The sequence below is a fragment of the Stenotrophomonas rhizophila genome (assembly GCF_003751305.1).
GTDB lineage: Bacteria > Pseudomonadota > Gammaproteobacteria > Xanthomonadales > Xanthomonadaceae > Stenotrophomonas > Stenotrophomonas rhizophila_B.
In genome coordinates, this window is sequence record NZ_RJKV01000001.1 from 524,102 (window position 1) to 545,408 (window position 21,307).

The following is a 21,307-nucleotide window of genomic DNA, read 5'->3' on the forward strand; positions in this document are numbered from 1 at the left end:
TCAGGTCCCCGTCTGCTGCTGGACGCGCAGCGGCTCGCGGCGATGGCCCACCCAGGGCACATCCGGCAACTGATCGCCGTAGGTGTCGTGCACCCACTGGTAACTGCACAGGTCCTTGAGCAGCATGCTGGCGCGCACGTCAACGTGGGCCATGGTGTTCTGCCCGACTTCGCGGAAGCCGAAGCTGCCGTGGAAGAGCAGGGCGGCATCGGCACCGTGATCCAGGAAGACCTCGCAGGTCAGCTGCGGGTAGCGCAGCTCGGCGTAGCTCTGCGCATCGGCATAGAACGCACGGCCGACGCCACCGCCGCGACGGCGGCTGGCGACCACGATGCGGTCGATATAGAAGAATTTGCTGCCCAGCTGCTGCTTGAACCAGGCGAAGTTGCTGCTGTCGTGCTGGCTGTCGCTGCCGAAGCCGATCAGGAAACCGGCCAGGTTGCCGTCGCGCTCGGCGACGCGGAAATACTCAGCGCTTTCATAGAACAGACGCAGGCGGGCGGCATCCAACGGCAGGATGGCCAGGCCGGCATTGTTGTTCAGGGCCAGGACGGAATCGAGCTCGTGCTCGCGCACGTCGCGGATGACAATCGACATTGTGACTCCGTGGGGTAACGCGGTTGGCCCATCTAGGGGCCGTTCGGTCCGATTATTGCATGGGTGGCCTCCCCCCGCGAGCCGACAGGCATGACTTCTGTGGGAGTGCAGGGGAACAGGTTCAGCCTACTATGCGTCCATGTTGGGATACCTCAGCCACACCCGAGTACTGCGACTGGCCGGCCTGTTCACCTGGGTCATGGTCGGACTCCCTCTGGTTTATTCACAGTACGAAGCACTGCTGCGCCGCGGCGGTGGCGTCGATGCCTGGGCGCTGTGGTTGTTCGCCGCGTACCTGGCCTTCGGCGCCGGGTACTTCTGGCTGACCCGCGGGCTGCGCAACGGCGGCCACTCGCGCTGGTACGACCGGGTCATGCTGGTGCTGCTCACCGCCTCGGCGCTGGGCGTGAGCTATCTGAGCGGCTCCGGGCTGGGCAGCATCCTGATGATGGTCGCTGCCGGCGTGATTCCGTGGATGCTGCCGGTGCGCGGTGGCGTGATCTGGCTGCTGCTCAGCCAGCTCGCGGTGCTGCCGGTCTACTACCTCATCCTGAATTTCTCGCTGTTCGAAGCGGTGATGCAGTCGCTGCTGTATGGCGGCTTCTCCATGTTCATCTTCGTGACCAGCCTGGTCGCGCGTCAGCAGACCGATGCCCGGGAAGAGCAGCGCCGGCTCAATACCGAGCTGCGGGCCACCCGTGTGCTGCTGGCCGAGAGCGCCCGCGTCAATGAGCGCACCCGCATCTCCCGTGAGCTGCACGACCTGCTGGGCCACCACCTGACCGCCCTCAGCCTCAACCTGGAGGTGGCGGGCCACATCACCGAGGGCCAGGCCCAGGAGCACGTGCATCAGGCCCATACCCTGGCCAAGCTGCTGCTGACCGACGTGCGCGAGGCGGTCAGCCAGCTGCGCGACAGTGGCGCCATCGATCTGGCCGCGGCCCTGCGCCCGCTGACCGAGCAGGTGCCCTCGCTGGATATCCACCTGGACATCGATGAGCCGCTGAGCGTGGAAGACCCCGAGCGCGCTCATGTGCTGCTCCGCTGCACCCAGGAAATCATCACCAATGCGGTGCGCCACGCCGGCGCACGCAACCTGTGGATCAAGGTCCGGCGCGAGCCGCCAGGCATCGTGGTGCTGGAGGCGCATGATGATGGGGTCGGCGCGGACGGCATCGTGGTCGGCAACGGATTGCGCGGGATGCGCGAGCGGCTGCAACAATGCGGTGGTGAGCTGCAGATCGAAACCCGCCGGGGTCAGGGCTTCCGCCTGCGCGCCTCGGTACCCGGCGTGCCAGTATTGATGCTGACCGCTGTCATTGAAGGAGTGCGTTGATGATTCGCGTCTGCCTGGTCGACGACCAAACCCTGGTGCGGCAGGGAATCCGCTCGCTGCTGGCGCTCGATGACGGCATCGAGGTGGTCGCCGAGGCCGCCGATGGCCGCCAGGCAGTCGAGGTGGTTCCGCAGGTCCGCCCGGACGTGGTCCTGATGGACATGCGCATGCCGGTGATGTCCGGGCTGGAGGCGCTGCAGATGCTGTCGCGTCTGAACCAGCTGCCGCCGACCATCATCCTGACCACCTTCGATGACGATCAGCTGGTGCTGGCCGGGCTGAAGGCCGGGGCCAAGGGCTACCTGCTCAAGGATGTGACCCTGGATCAGCTCGTGGGCGCGATCCGCACGGTGGCCGATGGCGGCTCGCTGGTGCAGCCGGCGGTCACCCAGCGGCTGCTGTCGGGCCTGGAGCACATGCGCAACGAGTTCGTGAGCCTGGACCGGCCGGACCCGTTGACCGACCGTGAGACGGAGATCCTGCGGCTGATGGCCAGTGGCTTCTCCAACAAGGAGATCGCCAATTCATTGGGCGTGGCCGAAGGCACCATCAAGAACCACGTGTCCAACATCCTGTCCAAGCTGGGGGTGCGCGACCGCACCCGGGCAGTGCTCAAGGCCTTCGAGCTGCAGCTGGTCTGAGCCGGTGGACCCGGCGGCGGCCTTCGGGCGGCCACGGGTTTGTCGGTAATTTCTGAATCCCGCGAAACCCTTGCAGGGCAAGCGATACAAGGGAATTTTCGAGTCCGTAGGCCGAATCCGGCAAAGAAATATTGCCCATACGCTACGTGCTGACACGCGCGATGCGTTATCTTTCCGCTCCTTGTCTATGCAAAACCGCTGCCGACATGGAAACCGGTGTGCCAACCCTGATCAACAACACCGGCGAAGCCTGCTAGGATTGGCGCTTCGCTTCAATCAACCCGGCCGTGGGATCGGCCCCGGAGACTCCTGAATGACCCGTATTATCGAGTTCCTGATCGCCTTGGGGATCGTGGCTGGCCTGTTCGTCATCATTGGCGTATGTCTGCCGGGCGAGCGCCATATTTCCGAAAGCATCGAGACCAACCGCAAGATGACGATCGTGTACGACACGGTCAACAGCCTGCGCCGCTTCAAGGACTGGAACCCGCTCTTGCTGCGCGATCCCGCCGTTGAACTGAAGCACTCCGGCCCGGCTGCCGGTGTCGGCGCACGCCTGGACTACTCCTCCAAGGAAGGTTCCTTGGGCCAGGGTAGCTGGGTGATCACCGAGTCCGAGCAGAACAAGCACGTTGCCATCGCCATCGAGGACCAGACCAAGGGCCACGACAAGGTGACCAACTTCACCCTCGAGCCGACCGGCAAGGGTGGCCGCAACGTCAAGATCACGCAGGACTACAGCGTCAAGTACGGGTTCAACCTGTTCGGTCGTTACGCTGGCCTGTACGTCAGCCGTCACGCCGGTGACGACCTGAAGCTGGGTCTGTCGCGCATGGCCAACATGCTGGCTACCGTGCCGAACGTGGACTACCGCACCGCCGAAGCCCCGCTGACCGATCTGGCCATCGTGGACGTCCCGGCCGAGGACCTGCTGGTCGTCACCGCCGGCAACGTGGACCGCGGCCAGGAGACCATCACCAAGTCCATCAAGGACAACCAGGAGTGGATCAAGCGCGTCATGGAGGCCAACAACCTCGAAGCCGCCGGTCCGTTCCGCATCATCACCACCGATTTCGGCGCCGAGAAGTACGCCTTCGACGTGGCCCAGCCGGTCAAGAAGAAGGGTGCTGAAGCCGCGACGGCCGAAGCCCTGACGGTGAAGATCGACGATGGTGCACCGGTCAAGTACGTGCATGTGGCTCCGCATCGTTCGGCCCACGCGGCCTACACCGGCCACATGGCCGGCCTGGACATCGCCCGCAACGCACTGCGTGCGTGGTCGGTGACCGGCGGCAACGAAGTGATCGATCGTCCGTACGAGTCCTGGAAGGACGGCGTGGACAAGTCGTTCACTCCGGAAGGCACGTACGACATCTACTGGGCCGTCAAGTAATCCGACGGTTGCCGTGATGTAACGCACGACCTGAAACGCGCCGCTTCCTGCGGCGCGTTTTTTTTTGGCTCCGGCAGCGGGGCATTGTCTGAAGGACGCAAGCATGCTCAACCTGGAACGACGCACGCGCAAACCCTCCCTGCTGGCCGGCCTGGGCGGCCTGCTCGCGGCTACGGCGGTGGGCCTGTCGGCTTACGCCTCCCATGGCATCGCCGACCCGCTGGCGCAGTCGCATGTGACCACCGCGGCCCTGTACGCCTTCGGGCACGGGGTGGCGCTGGCCGTACTCGGCCCGACCCAGCAGAACACGTTGGGTCGGCTGGCCCTGTATGTGCTGCTGATCGGCACGCTGCTGTTCTCCGGCAGCCTGGTGGCGGGCGCGCTGTGGAAGCTCAGTACCCAATTGGCGCCCATTGGCGGCACGGCCCTGATGGTGGGCTGGCTGGCCTACGGGCTGAACGCGCTGAGGCGCTGACATGCCCCGTTACCGCCGTGGCTTTGATGTCGATGAAGCGCACGACTGGCTGAGCCGGCGCGACCGGCGGCTGGGCACGTGGATGAAGCGGCTTGGCCCCATCCAGGCGCAACCCGGCTGGGCGAAGACCTTCGACCCGGTCGATGCGCTGGCACGGGCGATCCTGTTCCAGCAGCTCAGCGGCAAGGCCGCCTCGACCATCGTCGGGCGGGTGGAGACCGCCATCGGCAGCACCCGCCTGCACGCCGATACGCTCGCGCGCATCGATGATGCCGGGCTGCGGGTCTGCGGGGTCTCGGGCAACAAGGCGCTGGCGCTGCGAGACCTGGCGCGTCGCGAGGCGGCGGGCGAGATTCCCGACCTGCGTCGGATGTCGGTGATGGACCACGACGCGATCATCGACGCGCTGGTCCCGATCCGCGGCATCGGCCGCTGGACGGTGGAGATGATGCTGATGTTCCGGCTCGGTCGCCCGGACATCCTGCCGGTGGACGACCTCGGTGTCCGCAAGGGCGCCCAGCGCGTGGACAAGGCCGAGCGGATGCCGACCCCGAAGGAGCTGCTCGCCCGCGGCGAGAAATGGGGCCCGTTCCGGACCTACGCGAGCCTGTACCTGTGGCGGATCGCAGATTTCACGGTGGATCCGAAGGCGACGACCAACCGCTCGCAGGGGTGAGGCTACGCGGCCGGTGGCTTCGGCGCGAAGGCCGGGTCGTCGCTGATTCGTGCCCGCGCTGGCTGGCGGTTCTTCGCCGCAAGGTAGCGGTGATGGTGGAAGGTGGCGAAGGTGCCGCGGAGGACCACGACCCCGATCACCAGCATCATCCCCATCCTCCGAAGCGTGTCTGCCAGGCCTGCGGTGTCCTGCCTCAGATGCATCACGAACACCCATGCCCACAACGCAGCGGTCAGGCAGGCCGCAATCCGGCTGCGTTTGTAGACCCCCACTGCCAGACCCAGGTAAACGCAGCCGACCATCGCAGCAGCGATGAAGTTCATCATGGCGAACACGTGCCGGTTCGTGACCCACGTCCAGCCGCCCGTGGCGAGGGTGAACACGGCTAGTCCCGCGCCCAGTAACCAGAGCTGCGTGACTGGCCTGGTGATCCCGCTCGGCACCTGTTCCCAGTGCGGTGCCATTGGCGGGGTGGGGGGAACCTCACCGGCCTGGTAGGGATTCTGATCGTCCATGGTCGCCCTCCTTGTGGGTCGCGCTGGTCAGGGTATGGCGTCGTGCCAGCACCAGTGCCACGGTTCGTAGACAATCCCATGTGGGTTGTCCCGCGGGTAGCTCAGCTGGAACCCGAAGCGACCGGCATGCTCGCCCAGCCACGCGAACGCGGCAGTAGACTCAAACGATTCTTCCGCAGGCGGTTCGCCGGGTGTGCCGATATCCAGCGCGTAGCCGCTGTGGTGCTCGCTGTAGCCCGGCGCGGCGTTGACCTTGAGGATCTCCTCCACGCTCAGCCCGCGGTTGCGTTTGCGCGCGAATATCCCGAGTTGGTAATCGTGGCTGCGGTAGCCGGAGATCGCATCCAGGGCGGTGCCATCGGCAGCGGCCCGCGCGCGCAGGCGTTGCCAGTTGCGAGCGGCGTCACGCTGCAGCCAGAGTGGCCGCCGGTAGCGGTCGAAGCCGGCCAGGTGAAGCTGAGCCGGTTCGGCTTCCAGCGCCAGACCGGTCGCGGCTTCGTAAGCATCGGCATCAATCCCGAGGGTTTCGAGGCGATGCTGCAGTCCACTCAGGGGCAGCACCGTATCGGGCGCGCTGCCACGGCGGCGATCCAGCAGCTGGCGGTCCAGCGCATCCAGTGCCTCCTCGATGCCCGGCTCGCGCATCAGGCGCGGCACCAGCGGCAGCACGCCGTGGGCGGTAGCGACGGCGAGGTAGCGCCCATCGCGCTTGCGCCGCAGGACCCACTGCGCGCGAGCCAAGGCGCGCGCGTCGGCAGAGCCGCGTGCACGCAGCAGGCCGCCGGGCCACAGTTCGATCTCGGCGGTGTTGATCAGCAGGGCAGGGGATCGGCGCATGTCACCAGCTTAGTGCGCGGGCGGCGGTCCGGCCAGCGCCTGCAGGGCATCGAGCAGTGCACGTGGGCGGTCCGGGCTGATCACCAAGGCGCTGCCATCGCGCAGCGGCACGTGCAGCACGCGGCTGCTGTCGGTGATCAGGCAGAACGCCTTGCTGCGATCGGCCATGCGGTAGTGCCCGGACTGAAAGCCAGGTACGCCGTAGCCGTTGGTCTTGATCGAAGGCTTGTACCGGCCATGCTCGGCGAAGTCGACGATACGCGCCTCGTCCAGCCGCATCGCGCTGACCGGCACGCGCTTGCGGTAGAAGGTCGACAGCACCTCCAGGGTGTCCTCATGCAGCACGATGCGACGCCGGCTGTAGGCCCAGGTCAGTACGGCCGCCAGCACCGCAAGGAACGGCAGGGTGATGAACAGTTCGGTGTGCGAACGCTCCGGTGCGTCCAGCGCGGTGCCGACCATCAGGCCAGCGACGAGCAGCAGCGGAATCCACAGCCACAGCAGTCGCCAGACCGGCGATGGGGCAACCTCGAAGGATTGAGCTGCAGGCATCTCAATCCTCCTTCTTGAAGATCAGCAACGCCGTATTGAGGGGCGGTGCGAAGACAAGGTTGACCAGTTCCCAGCCCAGGTTGCCATGCCGGGTCAGTTCGTCCTGTATGTCTTTGGGTTTCACAATGCCCATCATGCCCGGCTTTACTTCAACGGTCAGGTAGCTCCAGCGCCTGCTCATGATTTGCTCTCCTTGTCGGTGGTGGGCTTGGGAAGGCGTCCGGCCTTGCGCAGTGCATCACGCAGCACGTATTCGATCTGCGCATTGAGGCTGCGCAGATCGTCGTCGGCCCAGCGCTGCGCCGCCGCCAGAACGTCGGCATTGATACGCAGCGGGTACGCTTTCTTTTCGGTCATGCGGGGGTCCTTTATCTACACCCCGTGCCGTCCCCTCGGCGCCGGGTTGCGTTGGCAGGTGCCGACCCTGGGTCGGCACGCTGGTGCATCAATACAGCGAACCGGCGTTGACCACCGGCTGGGTGCCACGGTCCGAACACAGCACAGTCAGCAGGTTGCTTACCATGTGCGCCTTGCGCTCTTCATCGAGCTGGACCACGCCGTTCTTCTGCAGTTCGGCCAAGGCCATTTCGACCATGCCGACCGCACCAGCGACAATCCGCGTGCGTGCAGCGATGACGGCGTTCGCCTGCTGGCGCTGCAGCATGGCCTGGGCGATTTCCGGCGCATAGGCGAGGTGGCTGATGCGCGCATCGATCACCTGCACGCCGGCATCGGCCAGGCGCTCGGCCAGCTCGTCCTTGAGGTGCTGGGAGATCTCGGCGGCATGGCTGCGCAGCGACAGCTGGCCGTCTTCGTGCTGGTCATACGGATAGCTGGTCGCCATCGCGCGCAGCGCCGATTCGGACTGGATGTGCACGAAGCTCTCGTAGTCATCCACGTTGTAGACAGCTTCGGAAGCATCCACCACCTGCCACACGATCACCGCGGCGATCTCGATCGGGCTGCCATCGAGCTCATTGACCTTGAGCTTGCCGCTCTCGAAGTTGCGCACGCGCTGGCTCACCTTGACCTTGGTGAAGAACGGGTTGTTCCAGCGCAGGCCGTTCTCCTTGACGGTGCCGACGTACTTGCCGAACAGGCTGACGACCACGGCCTGGTTGGGCTGCACCGTATACAGGCCGACCAGGCTGAGCAGGGCGGTGGTGGCAAGCAGGAGGCTGCCGATGATCAGCGCCGGGTTGCGGTTGCCCTTGTCCACCCCGACCACGAACATCCACACCGCCACCGCGGTCAGGGCCAGCACCAGCAGCAGGAAGGGCAGGCCGGACAGCGAGCGGATCGACTTCTCTTTCATGGCGGGGCGTCCTTGGGTAGTTGATTGGAAGATATCAAATTGATATCACTCCGCAAGTGCCGGGAAGGCCGCTCATGGAGGGGGCGCAGCGGCTAAAATGCCCTCCCGCCCCTGTTGCCCGGAACACTGCCATGTCCACGCTCGGTACGCCGCTGTCTCCTTCCGCCACCCGTGTGCTGCTGCTGGGATCCGGCGAACTCGGCAAGGAAGTCGCCATCGAGCTGCAGCGGCTGGGGGTGGAGGTGATCGCCGCCGACCGCTACGCCAACGCGCCGGCCATGCAGGTGGCACACCGTGCGCACGTGATCGACATGCTCGACGCCATGGCGCTGCGCGCGCTGATCGCACTGGAGAAGCCGCATCTGGTGGTGCCGGAGATCGAGGCGATCCATACCGAGACGCTGGTCCAGCTGGAACAGGAGCAGGGACTGCGGGTAGTGCCGACTGCGCGTGCGGCACGCCTGACCATGGATCGTGAAGGCATCCGCCGGCTCGCCGCCGAGACGCTGGGCCTGCCGACCTCACCGTACCGTTTCGTTGATACCGACGCCGAGTACCGCGCGGCGGTCGCCGCGATCGGGCTGCCGTGCGTGGTCAAGCCGGTGATGTCTTCCTCCGGCAAGGGCCAGAGCACGCTGCGCCAGGACGCCGACATCGCGCCGGCCTGGGAGTACGCGCAGACCGGTGGCCGCGCCGGTGCCGGGCGCTGCATCGTGGAGGGCTTCATCGACTTCGAATACGAAATCACCCTGCTGACCGTGCGTCATGCGGGCGGGACCTCGTTCTGTGCGCCGATCGGGCACTGGCAGAAAGACGGTGACTACCGCGAGAGCTGGCAGCCGCAGCCGATGTCGCCGCGTGCGCTGGCGCGGGCGGAGGAGATTTCGCAGGCGATCACCGATGAGCTGGGCGGCTGGGGGCTGTTCGGGGTCGAGCTGTTCGTGAAAGGCGACGATGTGTGGTTCAGCGAGGTATCGCCGCGGCCGCATGACACGGGTCTGGTAACGCTGGCGTCGCAGGAGTTGAGCGAGTTCGCGCTGCATGCGCGCGCGATCCTGGGGCTGCCGATTCCGGTGATCCGCCAGAGTGGTCCATCGGCGTCGTGCGCGATGTTGGCACACGGTGAGGGTGTGCCGTTCTTCAGCAATGTGGCCGCGGCGCTGGTGCATCCGGATTCGGCGCTGCGGTTGTTCGGCAAACCGAGTGTGCACGGGCATCGCCGGGTGGGCGTGACCTTGGCGCGGGGGGCGGATGTCGATGCGGCGCGGAAGATCGCGCGTGAGGCGGCTGAGGCGATCGGGATCGAGTTGCGGTCTTGAGCCGGGTTTGAGGCCGAAGCCGAAGCTGGGCGCCTTGGTTGCTGTCGGTGTGAGGCGATCGGGCAGCCCGATGCAGAACACGCCGTAAACCCATCCTTGGGGGCTCGTAGTGCGGCATCCATGCCGCACACGGTCCTTCATCGGGCTGCCCGATCACCTCTTCGTGGAAGGTCGGTTGTGCGGTTCGAACAGCGGAGCAAACGAAAAACGGCGAGCCTTGGCTCGCCGTTTTTCGTTGAGAGCGACGCGGGCTTTACTTCAGGTCGACCCACACCAGGTGGTGGTCGCTGCCGTCGGCAATCTTGGCTTCCGGGCTGTCGTTGGACGGCCAGAACACGCCGCTGCCGATGTAGCTGAAGCCGACCGAGGGCAGGACGTAGTCCAGGCGCATGGTGCCGGATTTCGGGCCGAAGTCGCCGGTGGCGTGGAAGGGCGCACCTTTGCGGACGATGCCTTTTTCGGCGTAGGCCAGGCTGGTCTGCTCGGCGCCGACGCTGCGCGGGGTGGGGTAGCGCAGGACGCGGGGGTTTTCGATCAGTTCGACGATCGCTTCGTGGCGGCCGTCGCCGTCGGCCGGGTCGTTGTTGAGGTCGCCGAGGATGACGAAGCGCGCGTCCTGCGGAAGGCCGCCGCAGTGGCCGCGGTCATCGCACAGCCATGAGGTGTCGCGGTCCTTGAGGTAGTCCTGCCACAGGCGCAGTTCGTCGTGATTGCGGGCGGCGTTGCGCTTCTCCGGGCCGTCGAAGACCGGCGGGGTCGGGTGCGAGACCAGGGCGTGCACGGTGCCGTTCGGGGTGGTCACCGGGACGTCCCAATGCGATTTGGAGGACAGGCGCAGCTGCGACCAGACGTGGTCGTTGTAGAAGGATTTCCCGGTGCGCGGGTCGATCGGGCGCAGGGCGCCGGGCATCGTGCTCCACTTCAGCAGCTGGAAACTGCGGACCTTCGCTTCATCAATCGGGTAGCGCGACAGCACCAGCATGCCGTACTGGCCCGGGTGCAGCCCGTAGCCCCAGGCATCGTTGCCACGGGCGCGGCCTTCGCCACCGATCTCGCCGTTGTTGTCCAGGTCCAGTCCGCTCTGCACGCCGGTGTTCACCGGGGCGAGGTAGCGATAGGCGTAATGCAGCGGTTCACCGCCGCCCGGCTGGGCGGCTTCCAGGTAGCGCTGCTGGAAGAGATCAGCGGCGCGATGGGCGTCGTCGTAATCGAACTCGTTGAGCAGGACCAGATCCGGGCGGACCTGTTGCAGGACGGCGGCAATCTTGCGCGCGTGTTCGCTGTCGCCTTCGAGCTCGGCGATCAGCCCGCCGGTCTCGTCGCTGTACAGGGAGGTGTTGTAGGTGGCGATCCGCAGCGGTGCGGAGGCGGAATCCGACATGGCGGCGGTCTTGGCAGGGGTCTGTGCGCAGGCGCCGCAGAGCAGGGCCAGGGCAAGGATCAGGGGATGGGCTTTCATCCGCCTATTTTGCACCCGGCGCGGTGTCAGTGATGCGTCAGCGGCCGTCCAATTCGTCATCGAAGGCGTGCCAGCGGCGGCCGTCATAGGCCTCCAGCGGCCGGAACCGGCGCTTGTAGTCCATCTTGCGGTGATCGCGGATCCAGTAGCCCAGGTACAGGTGCGCTAGCTGCTCGCGCTGGGCCCACGCGATCTGCTGCAGGATCGCGAAGGTGCCCAGGCCGCGATGGGTGTGGTCCGGATCGAAGAAGGTGTAGACCGCCGACAGTCCTTGCGGGGTCACATCGGTCACGGCCACCCCGAGCAGCGGACCACGATGGCCGTCCTCGGCCGGGCCGCGGATTTCGATGAAACGCCCCTGCGACCAGCGCCCGATCAGGAACTGGTCGAACTCATGCGGGCCGTGCTCGTCCATGCCGCCCTGTGCGTGCCGATGGGACAGGTAACGGTGGTACAGCGCGAACTGCTCTTCGGTCTGTTCGGCCGCGACGATACGCACTTCCAGATCCGCGTTGCGGGCCAGGCAGCGGCGCTGGCTGCGGTCCGGTGCGAAGCGGGCCACAGGGATGCGCACGGCCACGCAGGCGTGGCAGTCGGCGCAGTGCGGGCGGTAGACCAGATCACCGGAGCGGCGGAAGCCCCAGCCCAGCGCCATCGGGTACAGCGTGCCCAGACGCGGATCGTTGGGGTCGAGCACCAGATCGCGTGCGGCCCGTTCCGGCCAGTAGCCACAGGGGTGGTCACCGGTCTGGAACAGTCGCAGCTCGTCGTCGCGGTCGCCGTGTATTGCCATGCCCACAGCATAGCCCCGTGCCGTCGCAGCCGGCGCGACTGTCTGCCAAATGAACACGGCCGGCCGGGCGGTCAACGGTGCTGGCGCCCACGCGTTGTTACCGGTGTGGGTGCCACGCACCGCACGCAGTTTCCCTCACCAACCGGAGTTACCCATGCGCAACCGCAAATCCCTCCTGCTGCTGGCCCTGCTGCTGTCCACCGGTGCTGCCGGCCTGGCGGTCGCTGCCGATACCCCCGCCGCCGCCGACAAGCCGGCCCGTGCCAAGCTGGACACCAACGGCGATGGCTTCATCGATCGCACCGAAGCGGCCAGGTCGCCGCGTCTGGCCGCGCAGTTCGACACGCTGGATGCCAACAAGGACGGCAAGCTGTCCCGTGAGGAACTGCCGCGCTGGCACGGCAAGGGCCACGGGCGTGGCCCGGGTGGGCATGGCGACTGGATGGCCAAGCTGGACACCAACAAGGACGGTCGCATCAGCCGCGAGGAAGCCAAGGCCGACCCGCGCCTTGCCGCGCGCTTCGATGCGATGGACGTCAACAAGGATGGTTACCTGGACAAGGCTGACCGCGAGCTGCGCATGAAGCAGCATCGTGATGCCTGGTTTGCCGCAGCCGATACCAACAAGGACGGCCAGCTGAGCAAGGCCGAGTTCGATGCCGCCAAGGGCCCGTTCGGTGGTCCGCGTGGCGATCATCGCGATGGCAAGCACCGCGATGGCAAGCCGCCGATGCCGCCGAAGGCACCGGCCGCGAAGTAAGCGGTACGAAGGTGTTGCACGAAAAAAGCGCCGGTCATCGACCGGCGCCTTTTTTTCAGATTCTGCCGTTCTTGTACATCGCCCAGACGATGGTGCCGACCACCAGCAGATTCATGACCCACAGTGCTTTGGGACCGTACAACGACTGATATTTCCAGTTCGCCCCGGTGCGCCCGTGGCGGGCCGCATCGCGCGCGATCATCGGCGCCATGATCCGCTGCAGCGGGACCAGACACTGATAGTTGACGACGCCCAGGCCGATCGCCAGCGCCACGGCTGGCCAGTACCAGGCCAGGGGCAGGAAGCCCAGGGCGAACACGCCCATGCAGACCAGCATCGCAGTGAAGGTGCTGTAGTGGACGAACCTGCGGATCGCTGCGCGTTCGCCTTCGTTCTCGGCATACGAGAGCAGATAACGGCCGCCCAGGTAGCTGCCCAGCACGCCGCCGACCATGCTGCCGATGATCGCGCCCCAGGCGAGATCCGGCGGCAACACGTTTGTCTGGCTGGCCGCTGCCGTCAATGACCCCATTGCGGCACCGCCGGAGACACTGGCACCGCCCAGACCGAGCTTGCCCGTGCCCAGTCCGGTGCCCAGCAGGATCGCGGCACTGGCCGTACCGGGGGCGGCGACCAGCACCATCGATACGACGGTCGTGGCGAAGGCGGCACTGGGCGCGCTGCTGCGGGCGAAGTCGCTGAAGCGACGCAGCATCTCCTCACGGACGGTGGCACGTGCACGCGACAGGCGCTTGCGCACGGCGGCATCACTGAGCCCGAGCAGGTCGGCGACCTGCTGCGAGCTCTGGCCTTCGCGGTAATAGAGCAGCAGGGTTTCGCGGCTGTCCTCCGGCAGCGCCGAGATGATGTCTTCGGCGGCCAGTTCTTCCTCTACCCGTTGCAGATGATCCGGGGCACTGGGGCTGGGGTCGGCGGCCATGTTGATGGCGATCTCGGCGGCCTCGCCGGACAGGGGGCGGCCGCGGTTGGCGCGCAGCCAGTCACGGGCGAGGTTGCGGGTGATCTGGCGCAGCCACGGCAGGAAGCTGGCGTGGTTGTGCAGCTGGTTGAGCTGCTGCCAGGCCTTGATGAATGCTTCCTGCGCGATGTCCTCGCTGGCATGCACATCGCGGGTGATCGCCAGCGCGATCGCGGTGACCGTGTTCTGGCAGGCCAGCACGATGCGTCCGTAGGACTGCTGGCAGCCGCCTGCGGCAGCGGGCAGCTCGCGTTCGAGCGTAGTGGTCAGCGGATGCGTCGTCATGATGTCCTCCCCCGGGGATGGTCCCATCATGACGCGTGCCGGTCCCGGATGTGACCGGGTAGTGCTGGCCGCTGGCCGGCTCTGCAGGCTTCCAACCGCACGAGGAGCCGGCCAGCGGCCGGCACTACCTGTCATTCGGTGGGCTGGATCCGGACCCGCACTTCCTCTTCTTCCGGCGGGGTGGCCGCCGGTGCGGTCGGCGACGCCGCCGGCTGCACGGCCGGTGCTGGTGCAGGCGCAACGACCGGGGTGCCGCGGTGGCGCATGACTACCACCATCGCCACGGCAGCGATCACCAGCAGCAGACCGATGCGGATGCGCCAGGCCCAGTTGCGCGGTGCGTCGTTCTGGGCGACCTCGTCGCGGAACGCGAACTGCGCGGTCGGGTGATCGCGGCGGGTGGTTTCGAGCAGGCGCGCATCGCGCAGGATCTCGCGGGCCCGGGGCTGGTCATCGGCATGCACCACCCACAGGGTCGGGTGGGTAGTGGCCTTTTCCTTGTCCAGATAGCTGAACTGGCTGCCGCGCTTGCTGTGGTACGAGCGTCCGTTGGTGATGCGCACTTCGATGCCGGCGTCGCGCAGCAGCTGGGCCACGCCTTCGACGGTTTCCACGCGCTGGCTGTTGAAGATCTGTCTCATGTCAGTCCTTGGCCGGCACGGCGGCGGCCGCGGCACTGTCGTCGACCACGCGGATCAGGCCTTCCTGCGCGGTACTGGCGACCAGGATGCCGTTGCGGGTGAAGAACTGGCCACGCGCCAGGCCACGCGAATCCTGCGCGCTGGGGCTGTCCAGCGAGTACAGCAGCCAATCGTCGGCGCGGAACGGGCGGTGGAACCAGATCGCATGGTCCAGCGAGGCCATCTGCACATGCGGCTGGTAGTAGCTGATGCCGTGCGGGAAGGTCGCGGTGCCGAGCAGGTGGAAGTCCGAGGCGTAGGCGAGCAGCGCCTGATGCAGCTCCGGGGCATCGCCGACGGTCTCGTTCAGGCGCAGCCAGACCTGGTGGTACGGCGGGCGCTTGGGCGGGTTGAGTTCGTCACGCGGGTAGACATGGCGGAACTCGAACGGGCCGCCGCGCGAGAGCCAGCGCTGCACCTTGATCGGCAGCCGATCCAGAACGGCCTGCGGCAGTGGCTGGTTCGGCTCGATGTCCTCCGGCTGCGGCACTTCCGGCATCTTGTGCTGGTGCTCGGCGCCGGTCTCGGCCTGCTGGAACGAAGCGGCGCAGAAGAAGATCACCTTGCCGTGCTGGATCGCGGTGACCCGGCGCACGGAGAAGCTGCCGCCATCGCGGGTGCGGTCCACGTCATAGACGATGGGGTGGTCGATGTTGCCGGCACGCAGGAAGTAGGCGTGCAGCGAATGCACGTGACGGCCGTTCTCGACCGTCTTCTGGGCGGCGGACAGCGCCTGGCCCAGCACCTGGCCGCCAAAAACGTACTTGGTGCCGATATCGCGGCTCTGGCCGCGGAACAGATTGTCTTCCAGGCGTTCAAGCGAGAGCAGGTCGATCAGCTCGGAAACGACGGGTTCGTGCGTGGCGGACAAGGGAAGCAACCTGGGGTGGGCGAACGCAAATTATAGGGTAGTGCCGGCCCATGGCCGGCAACCACGCACCACTTCGATCGTTCATTGCCTGGTTGCCGGCCAGCGGCCGGCACTACCGGGGCGTTGGCGTTTGCCGGGCTTCAGGCCTTGCCCAGCCTGGCCACCAGCCCCTGCAGCGCCTGCTGGGCGTCCGGGGCGTACCAGGCCTCGACGAAGCGGTCGAGCTGGATCAGGTCGGCGTGCAGGGCCTCGTGCAGGTCGGCGCGGGCGATGGCGCGGGTCAGCAGCATCGGCTGGCGGGGCAGCTTGAGCAGGCGCTGCAGCCACGCCACCGCCCGCGGAACCACCTGGGCGGCGTCGGCCAGTTCGTCCACCAGCCCGATCTCGAGCGCACGCTCGGCCGGCACCATCTCCCCGCCCACCAGCAGTTGGGTGGCGCGGTGATGGCCGACCACGCGGCGCATCAGGCGCTGGATGCCCTCCGGCGCGACCAGCCCGACCTGCACTTCGTTCAGGCCGATCACCGTGGGATGGGCGACATCGGGGCTGCGGGCGATGATCCGGTAATCGCAGCACAGCGCCAGCACGCAGCCGCCGGCCGGCGCATGCCCGGTCATGGCGGCAACCACCGGCACGCGGCACTCGGCCAGGGTGCGCACGGCGCCGAAGAAGGCCTGCCAGCTGTCCAGCAGCTTGTGTTTGTCATCGCCGTGGCCGAGCAGGTGTGGCACGTCCATGCCGGCGCTGAAGATGCGCTCGCTGCCGGACAGCACGATGCCGTGCACGTCATCGGACATGGCCTGGTTGATTGCGTGGATCAGATGCCGGCACAGCTCGGTGTCCAACGCGTTGACCGGCGGCCTGGCCAGCCGCAGTTCGCGGATGGGGCCATGGTTGATCACCTCGATGAGCGTCGTCATGCTGCAGTCTCGTTGCGGACAGGGAACGAAGCCGATGATAACCAAACCATTCGTGTGCGTATTGTTGGGGCTGTGTGCGCTCGCAACATCAGCCGTGGCCGCAGCGCCGGCCTGTGTGTCACTGCGCGAGGGATGGGTACGCTTGCCGCCGGGTGCGATGCCGATGGCGGCCGGCTACGGCCAGATCCGCAATGACTGCCGCGAGGCGGTAGTGGTGGTCGCCGCCGGCAGCAAGGCGTTCGGCGAGGTGTCGCTGCACGAAACCACGCTGGTCGACGGCGTCAGCCGCATGCGCGCGGTGGAACGCCTGCTGATCGCGGCAGGCGCAACGGTCGCGCTCAAACCCGGCGGACTGCATCTGATGCTGATGCAGCCGGAGGTAGCACTGAAGGAAGGCGCACAGCTGCCGTTGCGGCTGAGCCTGGAAGATGGGCGCAAGGTGGATGGAACGTTGCAGGTGCGCAGCGCGTTGAAGTAAGGATGGCAACCCTGCGCAGCCGGGAACGACCGTCTACGACCAGTCGAAGGAAAACAGCACGGTGCGGCTGTGTGGCTCGTACAGCATCACGATGGCATCCGGGCCTGCCGCGCACCAGTTGTAGCCGGCGACTTCGGCGACCGAGAAGAACGGGTTGCCGTCGCGGCTGATGATGACGCGCTCGGCATCCTCCGGTGCATGCCGGTCGTACGCGGCGGCGGTGAATGTCAGCGCGAACGCCGCCGGAATCGGCGCGGTTTCAACCCAGTTGCCGTTCGATACCTGCCCGCCCAGCACGTCAAGGTAGGCCTGCTCGCCTGCGCTGCCGTCGCCGTATCGCGAGTAGCTGGCCAGGCGGCCATGCGACTGGAAGTAGGCATGCGCTTTGGCGTAGCTCTCCGTCATTTCGGTGACGTGTTTGTCTGCCAACTGATCGCCGAGGAAATAGCCTTCCTCCCCCAGGAATCGCATGCGGTTATCGGCGGTCAGCTCGAATGCGATCCAGTTCGTGCCGGTGAACTCGGTGTGGTGCGCTGCGGTCTCTTCGCCGATGCAGCCTTCATCCGGTTCGATCGGGCACAGCATCGTGGCAATGGTGCCGGTCAGCGCCGGGCGCAATACGCCCAGGTCGATGCTGATCAGTGGCAGCAGATGTCGCCCCAGCCACGGCTGGTCGGCGGTGAATACGTCGGTGGGGAAGGGCGTGAGCCCGGGCCGCAGCGAGCGGATATCGGTCTGGTGAAGCATGTCATTCCTTTGCAGGTGAAACGGGCGTGCCGGCCAGCGGCCGGCACGACCTTTCAGCTTGACGCGGCAGAACCCATCAGCTTGACGCGGTGCGGATCGCCTCGGGCAACGGCGCGCTCTTGCCGGTCTGCGTGTCCATCCAGACCACCACCACGTTGCCATCGGAGTACAGCGTGGTGTCGTTCTTCTCGTCCACGATGCGGTGGCCGATGGTCACGCTGCTGTTGCCGAGACGCTCGACGAACAGCTCCACCACGATGTCGTTGGGCCACACGATCGGCAGGCGATAGTTGACGTTGGTCGCCGCCACCACCGGTGCGATCCGGTCGGTCATCGAAACGCCCTCCACCCCCAGCATCCAGCGCACGCGCGCTTCTTCCAGGTAGGAGATGTACTTGGCGTTGTTCACGTGGCCCATGCTGTCCATGTCGCGCCAGCGGACGCTGATCGGCACGCGGGCGAGGATCTTGTGCTCGTTGCTCATGCGGTCTTCTTCTTGGTCTTGCTGGGGGATTTGGTCGCGGCGGTCTTGCGCACGGCCTTCTTCGGTTCCGGCTTGGCCTTGCGCGGCGGGCGGGCGTCGGGTTTGTTGGCCACGGCCGCCGGCTGTTCCGGGCGCGCGCTGGTGGAGGGCAGCATCTTGGCCAGGAACTGGCCGGTGTACGAGGTCGGGCAGGCCGCCACGTCTTCGGGCGTACCGGTGACCAGGATGGTGCCACCGCGATGGCCGCCTTCCGGACCCAGATCAACGATCCAGTCGGCGGTCTTGATCACGTCCAGGTTGTGCTCGATCACCACCACCGTATTGCCTTCGTCGCGCAGCTTGTGCAGCACGCCGAGCAGCGCTTCGATGTCGTGGAAGTGCAGGCCGGTGGTCGGCTCATCCAGGATGTACAGCGTGCGCCCGGTATCGCGGCGCGACAGTTCCTTGGACAGCTTCACGCGCTGCGCTTCACCGCCGGACAGCGTGGTCGCGCTCTGGCCGAGCTTGATGTAGCTCAGACCCACATCGACCAGCGTTTCCAGCTTGCGCGCGATGCTCGGCACCGGTTCGAACAGCTTCAGCGCATCTTCGACGGTCATCTGCAGCACGTCGTTGATGTTGTAACCCTTGTAGAGGATCTCCAGCGTTTCGCGGTTGTAGCGCTTGCCGTGGCAGACATCGCAGGGCACGTACACGTCCGGCAGGAAGTGCATTTCGACCTTGATCAGGCCATCGCCCTGGCACGCTTCGCAGCGGCCGCCGCGCACGTTGAAGCTGAAACGGCCCGGCGAATAGCCGCGCGCACGCGCTTCGGGGACCTGCGCGTACAGCTCGCGCAGCGGCGTGAACAGACCGGTGTAGGTGGCCGGGTTCGAGCGCGGGGTGCGGCCGATCGGCGACTGGTCGATGTCCACCACCTTGTCGAACAGATCCAGCCCGTCCACTTCCTTGTAGGGGGCGATCGGGTGCGAGGAGCCGTTGATCTCGTTGGCGGCCAGCGAGAACAGGGTGTCGTTGATCAGGGTCGACTTGCCCGAGCCGGACACGCCGGTGATGCAGGTCAGCAGGCCGGACGGAATGTCCAGGTCCACGCCCTTGAGGTTGTTGCCGCTGGCACCGCGCAGGTGCAGGGTCATCTTCGGGTTGGGCTTGTGCCGGCGCGCCGGGATCTCGATGGCGCGCTTGCCCGACAGGTACTGGCCGGTCAGCGAACGCGGCGCATCCAGGATGTCCTGCAGCGTGCCCTGGCCCACGATCTCGCCGCCGTGCACACCCGCGCCCGGACCGATGTCCAGCACGTAGTCGGCCAGGCGGATCGCGTCTTCGTCATGCTCGACCACGATCACCGTGTTGCCGAGGTCGCGCAGGCGGGTCAGGGTACCGAGCAGGCGCTCGTTGTCGCGCTGGTGCAGGCCGATCGACGGCTCATCCAGCACGTACATCACGCCGACCAGGCCGGCACCGATCTGCGAGGCCAGCCGGATGCGCTGGGCTTCACCACCGGACAGGGTGTCGGCCTTGCGCTCCAGGGTCAGGTAATCCAGGCCGACGTCGACCAGGAAGCCAAGCCGTTCGCCGATCTCCTTGACGATCTTGCCGGCGATCTCGCCGCGCCAGCCGGGCAGGGTCATGCTGCTGAAGAACTTCAGCGCATCGTCGATCGGCATCACCACCAGTTCCGGCAGCGCACGGTCGGCCACGAACACATTGCGCGCGGCCTTGTTCAGGCGCTGGCCCTGGCACTCGGGGCAATTGCGCTCGCTGATGTACTTGGCCAGCTCTTCGCGCACCGCCGAGGATTCGGTCTCTTTATAGCGGCGTTCGAGGTTGGGAATGATGCCCTCGAAGCGATGCTTGCGCTGGGTGCGGCCACCGGCTTCGGTGAAGTAGGTGAACGTGATCGTTTCATCGCCGCTGCCGTACAGCACCGCCTGGCGCACGTCCTCGGGCAGGCTCTGCCAAGGGGCGTCGGTGTCGAACTTGTAGTGCTTGGCCAGCGAGGCGATCAGCTGGAAGTAGTACGCATTGCGGCGGTCCCAGCCGCGCACGGCACCGGCCGAGAGCGACAGCTCCGGGTGCACCACCACGCGCGAGGGATCGAAGAACTCGGCCATGCCCAGGCCATCGCAGCCCGGGCAGGCGCCGACCGGCGAGTTGAACGAGAACAGGCGCGGTTCCAGCTCCGGCAGCGAGTAGTCGCAGACCGGGCAGCTGTACTTGGACGAGAACAGGTGCGCAGGCGCATCCTCCACATCCAGCGACTGCACCGAGACCATGCCGTCGCCCAGCTTCAGCGCGGTTTCAAAGCTCTCGGCCAGGCGCTGCTTGATGTCCTCGCGCGGGCGGAAGCGGTCGATCACCGCTTCGATGGTGTGCTTCTGGCGCAGTGCCAGCGGCGGCACCGCGTCGATTTCATGCAGCTGGCCGTCCACCCGCACGCGCACATAGCCCTGCGCGCGCAGCTGGTCGAACACCTGGGCGTGCTCGCCCTTGCGCTCGCGGATCACCGGGGCCAGCAGCATGTAGCGCTGTTCGGCATCCAGGGTCAGCACGTGGTCGACCATCTGGCTGACGGTCTGCGCTTCCAGCGGGTAGCCGTGGTCCGGGCAGCGCGGGCTGCCGACGCGGGCGTACAGCAGGCGCAGGTAGTCGTAGATCTCGGTGATCGTGCCGACGGTCGAGCGCGGGTTGTGCGAGGTCGACTTCTGCTCGATCGAGATCGCCGGGGACAGGCCCTCGATGTGGTCCAGGTCCGGCTTTTCCATCACGCTGAGGAACTGGCGGGCATAGGCCGACAGCGACTCCACGTAACGACGCTGGCCTTCGGCGTAAATGGTGTCGAACGCCAACGAGGACTTGCCCGAGCCGGACAGGCCGGTGATGACAATCAGCTTGTCGCGGGGCAGGTCGAGATCGATGTTCTTGAGATTATGCGTCCGCGCGCCGCGGATGCGGATGAAATCCATCGCCATGGGGGATCCGTTGTGGGGCTTCGGCTCAGGGAGCCGGCAAGCGGGTGGGGCAATCGGAAACGGCAATCGGTCAGCCTACCGAGCTTGGGATTTGGGGGCAATCGCGGACTTTGCCACCCCCATGTCTCATTCCCTGAGACCCCGCCAGCCGGTTTCCTGAACCGTATTCAGCCAAATCCGGGTCAGAGCAGGGGGTGGGTTGACCCGAAGTGGTTGAAGTCAT

The 21,307-nt window shown here is 66.4% G+C and carries 24 protein-coding genes; 8 read left to right on the forward strand and 16 right to left on the reverse strand.

The genetic code is table 11. The annotated features are described in order from the left end of the window. Complete coding sequence (locus EDF74_RS02455; protein ID WP_123728644.1) at positions 1 to 597, reverse strand: GNAT family N-acetyltransferase; 597 nt, start codon at positions 595 to 597, stop codon at positions 1 to 3. Positions 598 to 736: 139 nt separating this feature from the next. On the opposite strand from EDF74_RS02455, the gene EDF74_RS02460 reads away from it, so the two are divergent. The 5 genes from EDF74_RS02460 (at position 737) to EDF74_RS02480 (ending at position 5,118) form a co-directional block, all read left to right on the forward strand. Continuing rightward, the gene (locus EDF74_RS02460) at positions 737 to 1,933 is read left to right on the forward strand and encodes a sensor histidine kinase (protein ID WP_123728645.1); all 1,197 of its coding nucleotides are present in this window, start codon (positions 737 to 739) and stop codon (positions 1,931 to 1,933) included. Continuing rightward, on the forward strand, positions 1,933 to 2,574 hold the full coding sequence (locus EDF74_RS02465) for a response regulator (protein WP_019184539.1): 642 nt from the start codon (positions 1,933 to 1,935) through the stop codon (positions 2,572 to 2,574). The genes EDF74_RS02460 and EDF74_RS02465 overlap by 1 nt, the downstream gene beginning before the upstream one ends. 313 nt (positions 2,575 to 2,887) lie before the next feature. Beyond that, positions 2,888 to 3,967 carry an SRPBCC family protein gene (locus tag EDF74_RS02470; protein WP_123728646.1) on the forward strand — a complete coding sequence of 360 codons (1,080 nt, stop codon included), beginning with the start codon at positions 2,888 to 2,890 and terminating at the stop codon, positions 3,965 to 3,967. 103 nt (positions 3,968 to 4,070) lie between these two features. After that, positions 4,071 to 4,442: a DUF423 domain-containing protein gene (locus EDF74_RS02475; protein ID WP_123728647.1), complete on the forward strand. Its 372-nt coding sequence runs from the start codon at positions 4,071 to 4,073 to the stop codon at positions 4,440 to 4,442. A 1-nt stretch (position 4,443) separates the two neighbouring features. Continuing rightward, complete coding sequence (locus EDF74_RS02480; protein ID WP_123728648.1) at positions 4,444 to 5,118, forward strand: DNA-3-methyladenine glycosylase family protein; 675 nt, start codon at positions 4,444 to 4,446, stop codon at positions 5,116 to 5,118. A gap of 2 nt (positions 5,119 to 5,120) precedes the next feature. Here the strand turns inward: EDF74_RS02480 and EDF74_RS02485 are convergent, their stop codons facing one another. From EDF74_RS02485 to EDF74_RS02510, 6 genes are all read right to left on the reverse strand, one after another. Beyond that, positions 5,121 to 5,633 (reverse strand): hypothetical protein, encoded by a 513-nt coding sequence (locus EDF74_RS02485; RefSeq protein ID WP_123728649.1) that lies wholly within the window; start codon positions 5,631 to 5,633, stop codon positions 5,121 to 5,123. A 27-nt stretch (positions 5,634 to 5,660) separates the two neighbouring features. Beyond that, positions 5,661 to 6,470, reverse strand: a complete 810-nt coding sequence (locus tag EDF74_RS02490) for a M15 family metallopeptidase (protein WP_123728650.1) — start codon at positions 6,468 to 6,470, stop codon at positions 5,661 to 5,663. A gap of 9 nt (positions 6,471 to 6,479) precedes the next feature. Beyond that, complete coding sequence (locus tag EDF74_RS02495; RefSeq protein WP_123728651.1) at positions 6,480 to 7,022, reverse strand: PH domain-containing protein; 543 nt, start codon at positions 7,020 to 7,022, stop codon at positions 6,480 to 6,482. 1 nt (position 7,023) lies between these two features. Further along, entirely contained in the window at positions 7,024 to 7,203 is a 180-nt protein-coding gene (locus EDF74_RS02500; protein ID WP_123728652.1) for a DUF4177 domain-containing protein, read from the reverse strand. Further along, a complete protein-coding gene (locus EDF74_RS02505) occupies positions 7,200 to 7,379 on the reverse strand; it encodes an Arc family DNA binding domain-containing protein (RefSeq protein ID WP_123728653.1) in 180 nt (59 codons plus the stop codon). The genes EDF74_RS02500 and EDF74_RS02505 overlap by 4 nt, the downstream gene beginning before the upstream one ends. Positions 7,380 to 7,467: 88 nt before the next feature. Next, on the reverse strand, positions 7,468 to 8,337 hold the full coding sequence (locus tag EDF74_RS02510; protein WP_123728654.1) for an SPFH domain-containing protein: 870 nt from the start codon (positions 8,335 to 8,337) through the stop codon (positions 7,468 to 7,470). A 131-nt stretch (positions 8,338 to 8,468) separates the two neighbouring features. Here EDF74_RS02510 and purT point away from each other — a divergent pair, with 131 nt between their 5' ends. Further along, positions 8,469 to 9,656: a formate-dependent phosphoribosylglycinamide formyltransferase gene (gene purT, locus EDF74_RS02515; RefSeq protein WP_123728655.1), complete on the forward strand. Its 1,188-nt coding sequence runs from the start codon at positions 8,469 to 8,471 to the stop codon at positions 9,654 to 9,656. A gap of 253 nt (positions 9,657 to 9,909) precedes the next feature. On the opposite strand, the gene EDF74_RS02520 is transcribed toward purT, so the two are convergent. Continuing rightward, the gene (locus EDF74_RS02520; RefSeq protein ID WP_123728656.1) at positions 9,910 to 11,115 is read right to left on the reverse strand and encodes an endonuclease/exonuclease/phosphatase family protein; all 1,206 of its coding nucleotides are present in this window, start codon (positions 11,113 to 11,115) and stop codon (positions 9,910 to 9,912) included. Between the two features lie 37 nt (positions 11,116 to 11,152). Continuing rightward, positions 11,153 to 11,908, reverse strand: coding sequence for an arginyltransferase (locus EDF74_RS02525; protein ID WP_123728657.1), 756 nt, complete (start codon positions 11,906 to 11,908; stop codon positions 11,153 to 11,155). Positions 11,909 to 12,062: 154 nt separating this feature from the next. Here EDF74_RS02525 and EDF74_RS02530 point away from each other — a divergent pair, with 154 nt between their 5' ends. Continuing rightward, positions 12,063 to 12,668: an EF-hand domain-containing protein gene (locus EDF74_RS02530; RefSeq protein ID WP_123728658.1), complete on the forward strand. Its 606-nt coding sequence runs from the start codon at positions 12,063 to 12,065 to the stop codon at positions 12,666 to 12,668. 55 nt (positions 12,669 to 12,723) lie between these two features. On the opposite strand, the gene EDF74_RS02535 is transcribed toward EDF74_RS02530, so the two are convergent. The 4 genes from EDF74_RS02535 to EDF74_RS02550 all read right to left on the reverse strand — a co-directional run bounded on the left by EDF74_RS02535 (position 12,724) and on the right by EDF74_RS02550 (position 16,403). Beyond that, positions 12,724 to 13,932: a sigma-70 family RNA polymerase sigma factor gene (locus tag EDF74_RS02535; protein ID WP_123728659.1), complete on the reverse strand. Its 1,209-nt coding sequence runs from the start codon at positions 13,930 to 13,932 to the stop codon at positions 12,724 to 12,726. A 131-nt stretch (positions 13,933 to 14,063) separates the two neighbouring features. Further along, positions 14,064 to 14,573: a putative signal transducing protein gene (locus EDF74_RS02540; protein ID WP_123728660.1), complete on the reverse strand. Its 510-nt coding sequence runs from the start codon at positions 14,571 to 14,573 to the stop codon at positions 14,064 to 14,066. A gap of 1 nt (position 14,574) precedes the next feature. Then, the gene (tesB, locus tag EDF74_RS02545) at positions 14,575 to 15,483 is read right to left on the reverse strand and encodes an acyl-CoA thioesterase II (RefSeq protein ID WP_088432131.1); all 909 of its coding nucleotides are present in this window, start codon (positions 15,481 to 15,483) and stop codon (positions 14,575 to 14,577) included. Positions 15,484 to 15,623: 140 nt separating this feature from the next. After that, a complete protein-coding gene (locus EDF74_RS02550) occupies positions 15,624 to 16,403 on the reverse strand; it encodes an enoyl-CoA hydratase/isomerase family protein (protein ID WP_123728661.1) in 780 nt (259 codons plus the stop codon). A gap of 34 nt (positions 16,404 to 16,437) precedes the next feature. Between EDF74_RS02550 and EDF74_RS02555 the strand changes: the two genes are divergently transcribed. Continuing rightward, entirely contained in the window at positions 16,438 to 16,881 is a 444-nt protein-coding gene (locus EDF74_RS02555; RefSeq protein WP_123728662.1) for a copper chaperone PCu(A)C, read from the forward strand. A 33-nt stretch (positions 16,882 to 16,914) separates the two neighbouring features. On the opposite strand, the gene EDF74_RS02560 is transcribed toward EDF74_RS02555, so the two are convergent. From EDF74_RS02560 to uvrA, 3 genes are all read right to left on the reverse strand, one after another. Beyond that, positions 16,915 to 17,628, reverse strand: a complete 714-nt coding sequence (locus tag EDF74_RS02560) for an enolase (RefSeq protein ID WP_123728663.1) — start codon at positions 17,626 to 17,628, stop codon at positions 16,915 to 16,917. 76 nt (positions 17,629 to 17,704) lie between these two features. Then, positions 17,705 to 18,112 carry an acyl-CoA thioesterase gene (locus EDF74_RS02565; RefSeq protein WP_123728664.1) on the reverse strand — a complete coding sequence of 136 codons (408 nt, stop codon included), beginning with the start codon at positions 18,110 to 18,112 and terminating at the stop codon, positions 17,705 to 17,707. Then, a complete protein-coding gene (gene uvrA, locus EDF74_RS02570; RefSeq protein ID WP_123728665.1) occupies positions 18,109 to 21,084 on the reverse strand; it encodes an excinuclease ABC subunit UvrA in 2,976 nt (991 codons plus the stop codon). Before uvrA ends, EDF74_RS02565 begins: the two co-directional genes overlap by 4 nt. Positions 21,085 to 21,307: the final 223 nt, after the last annotated feature.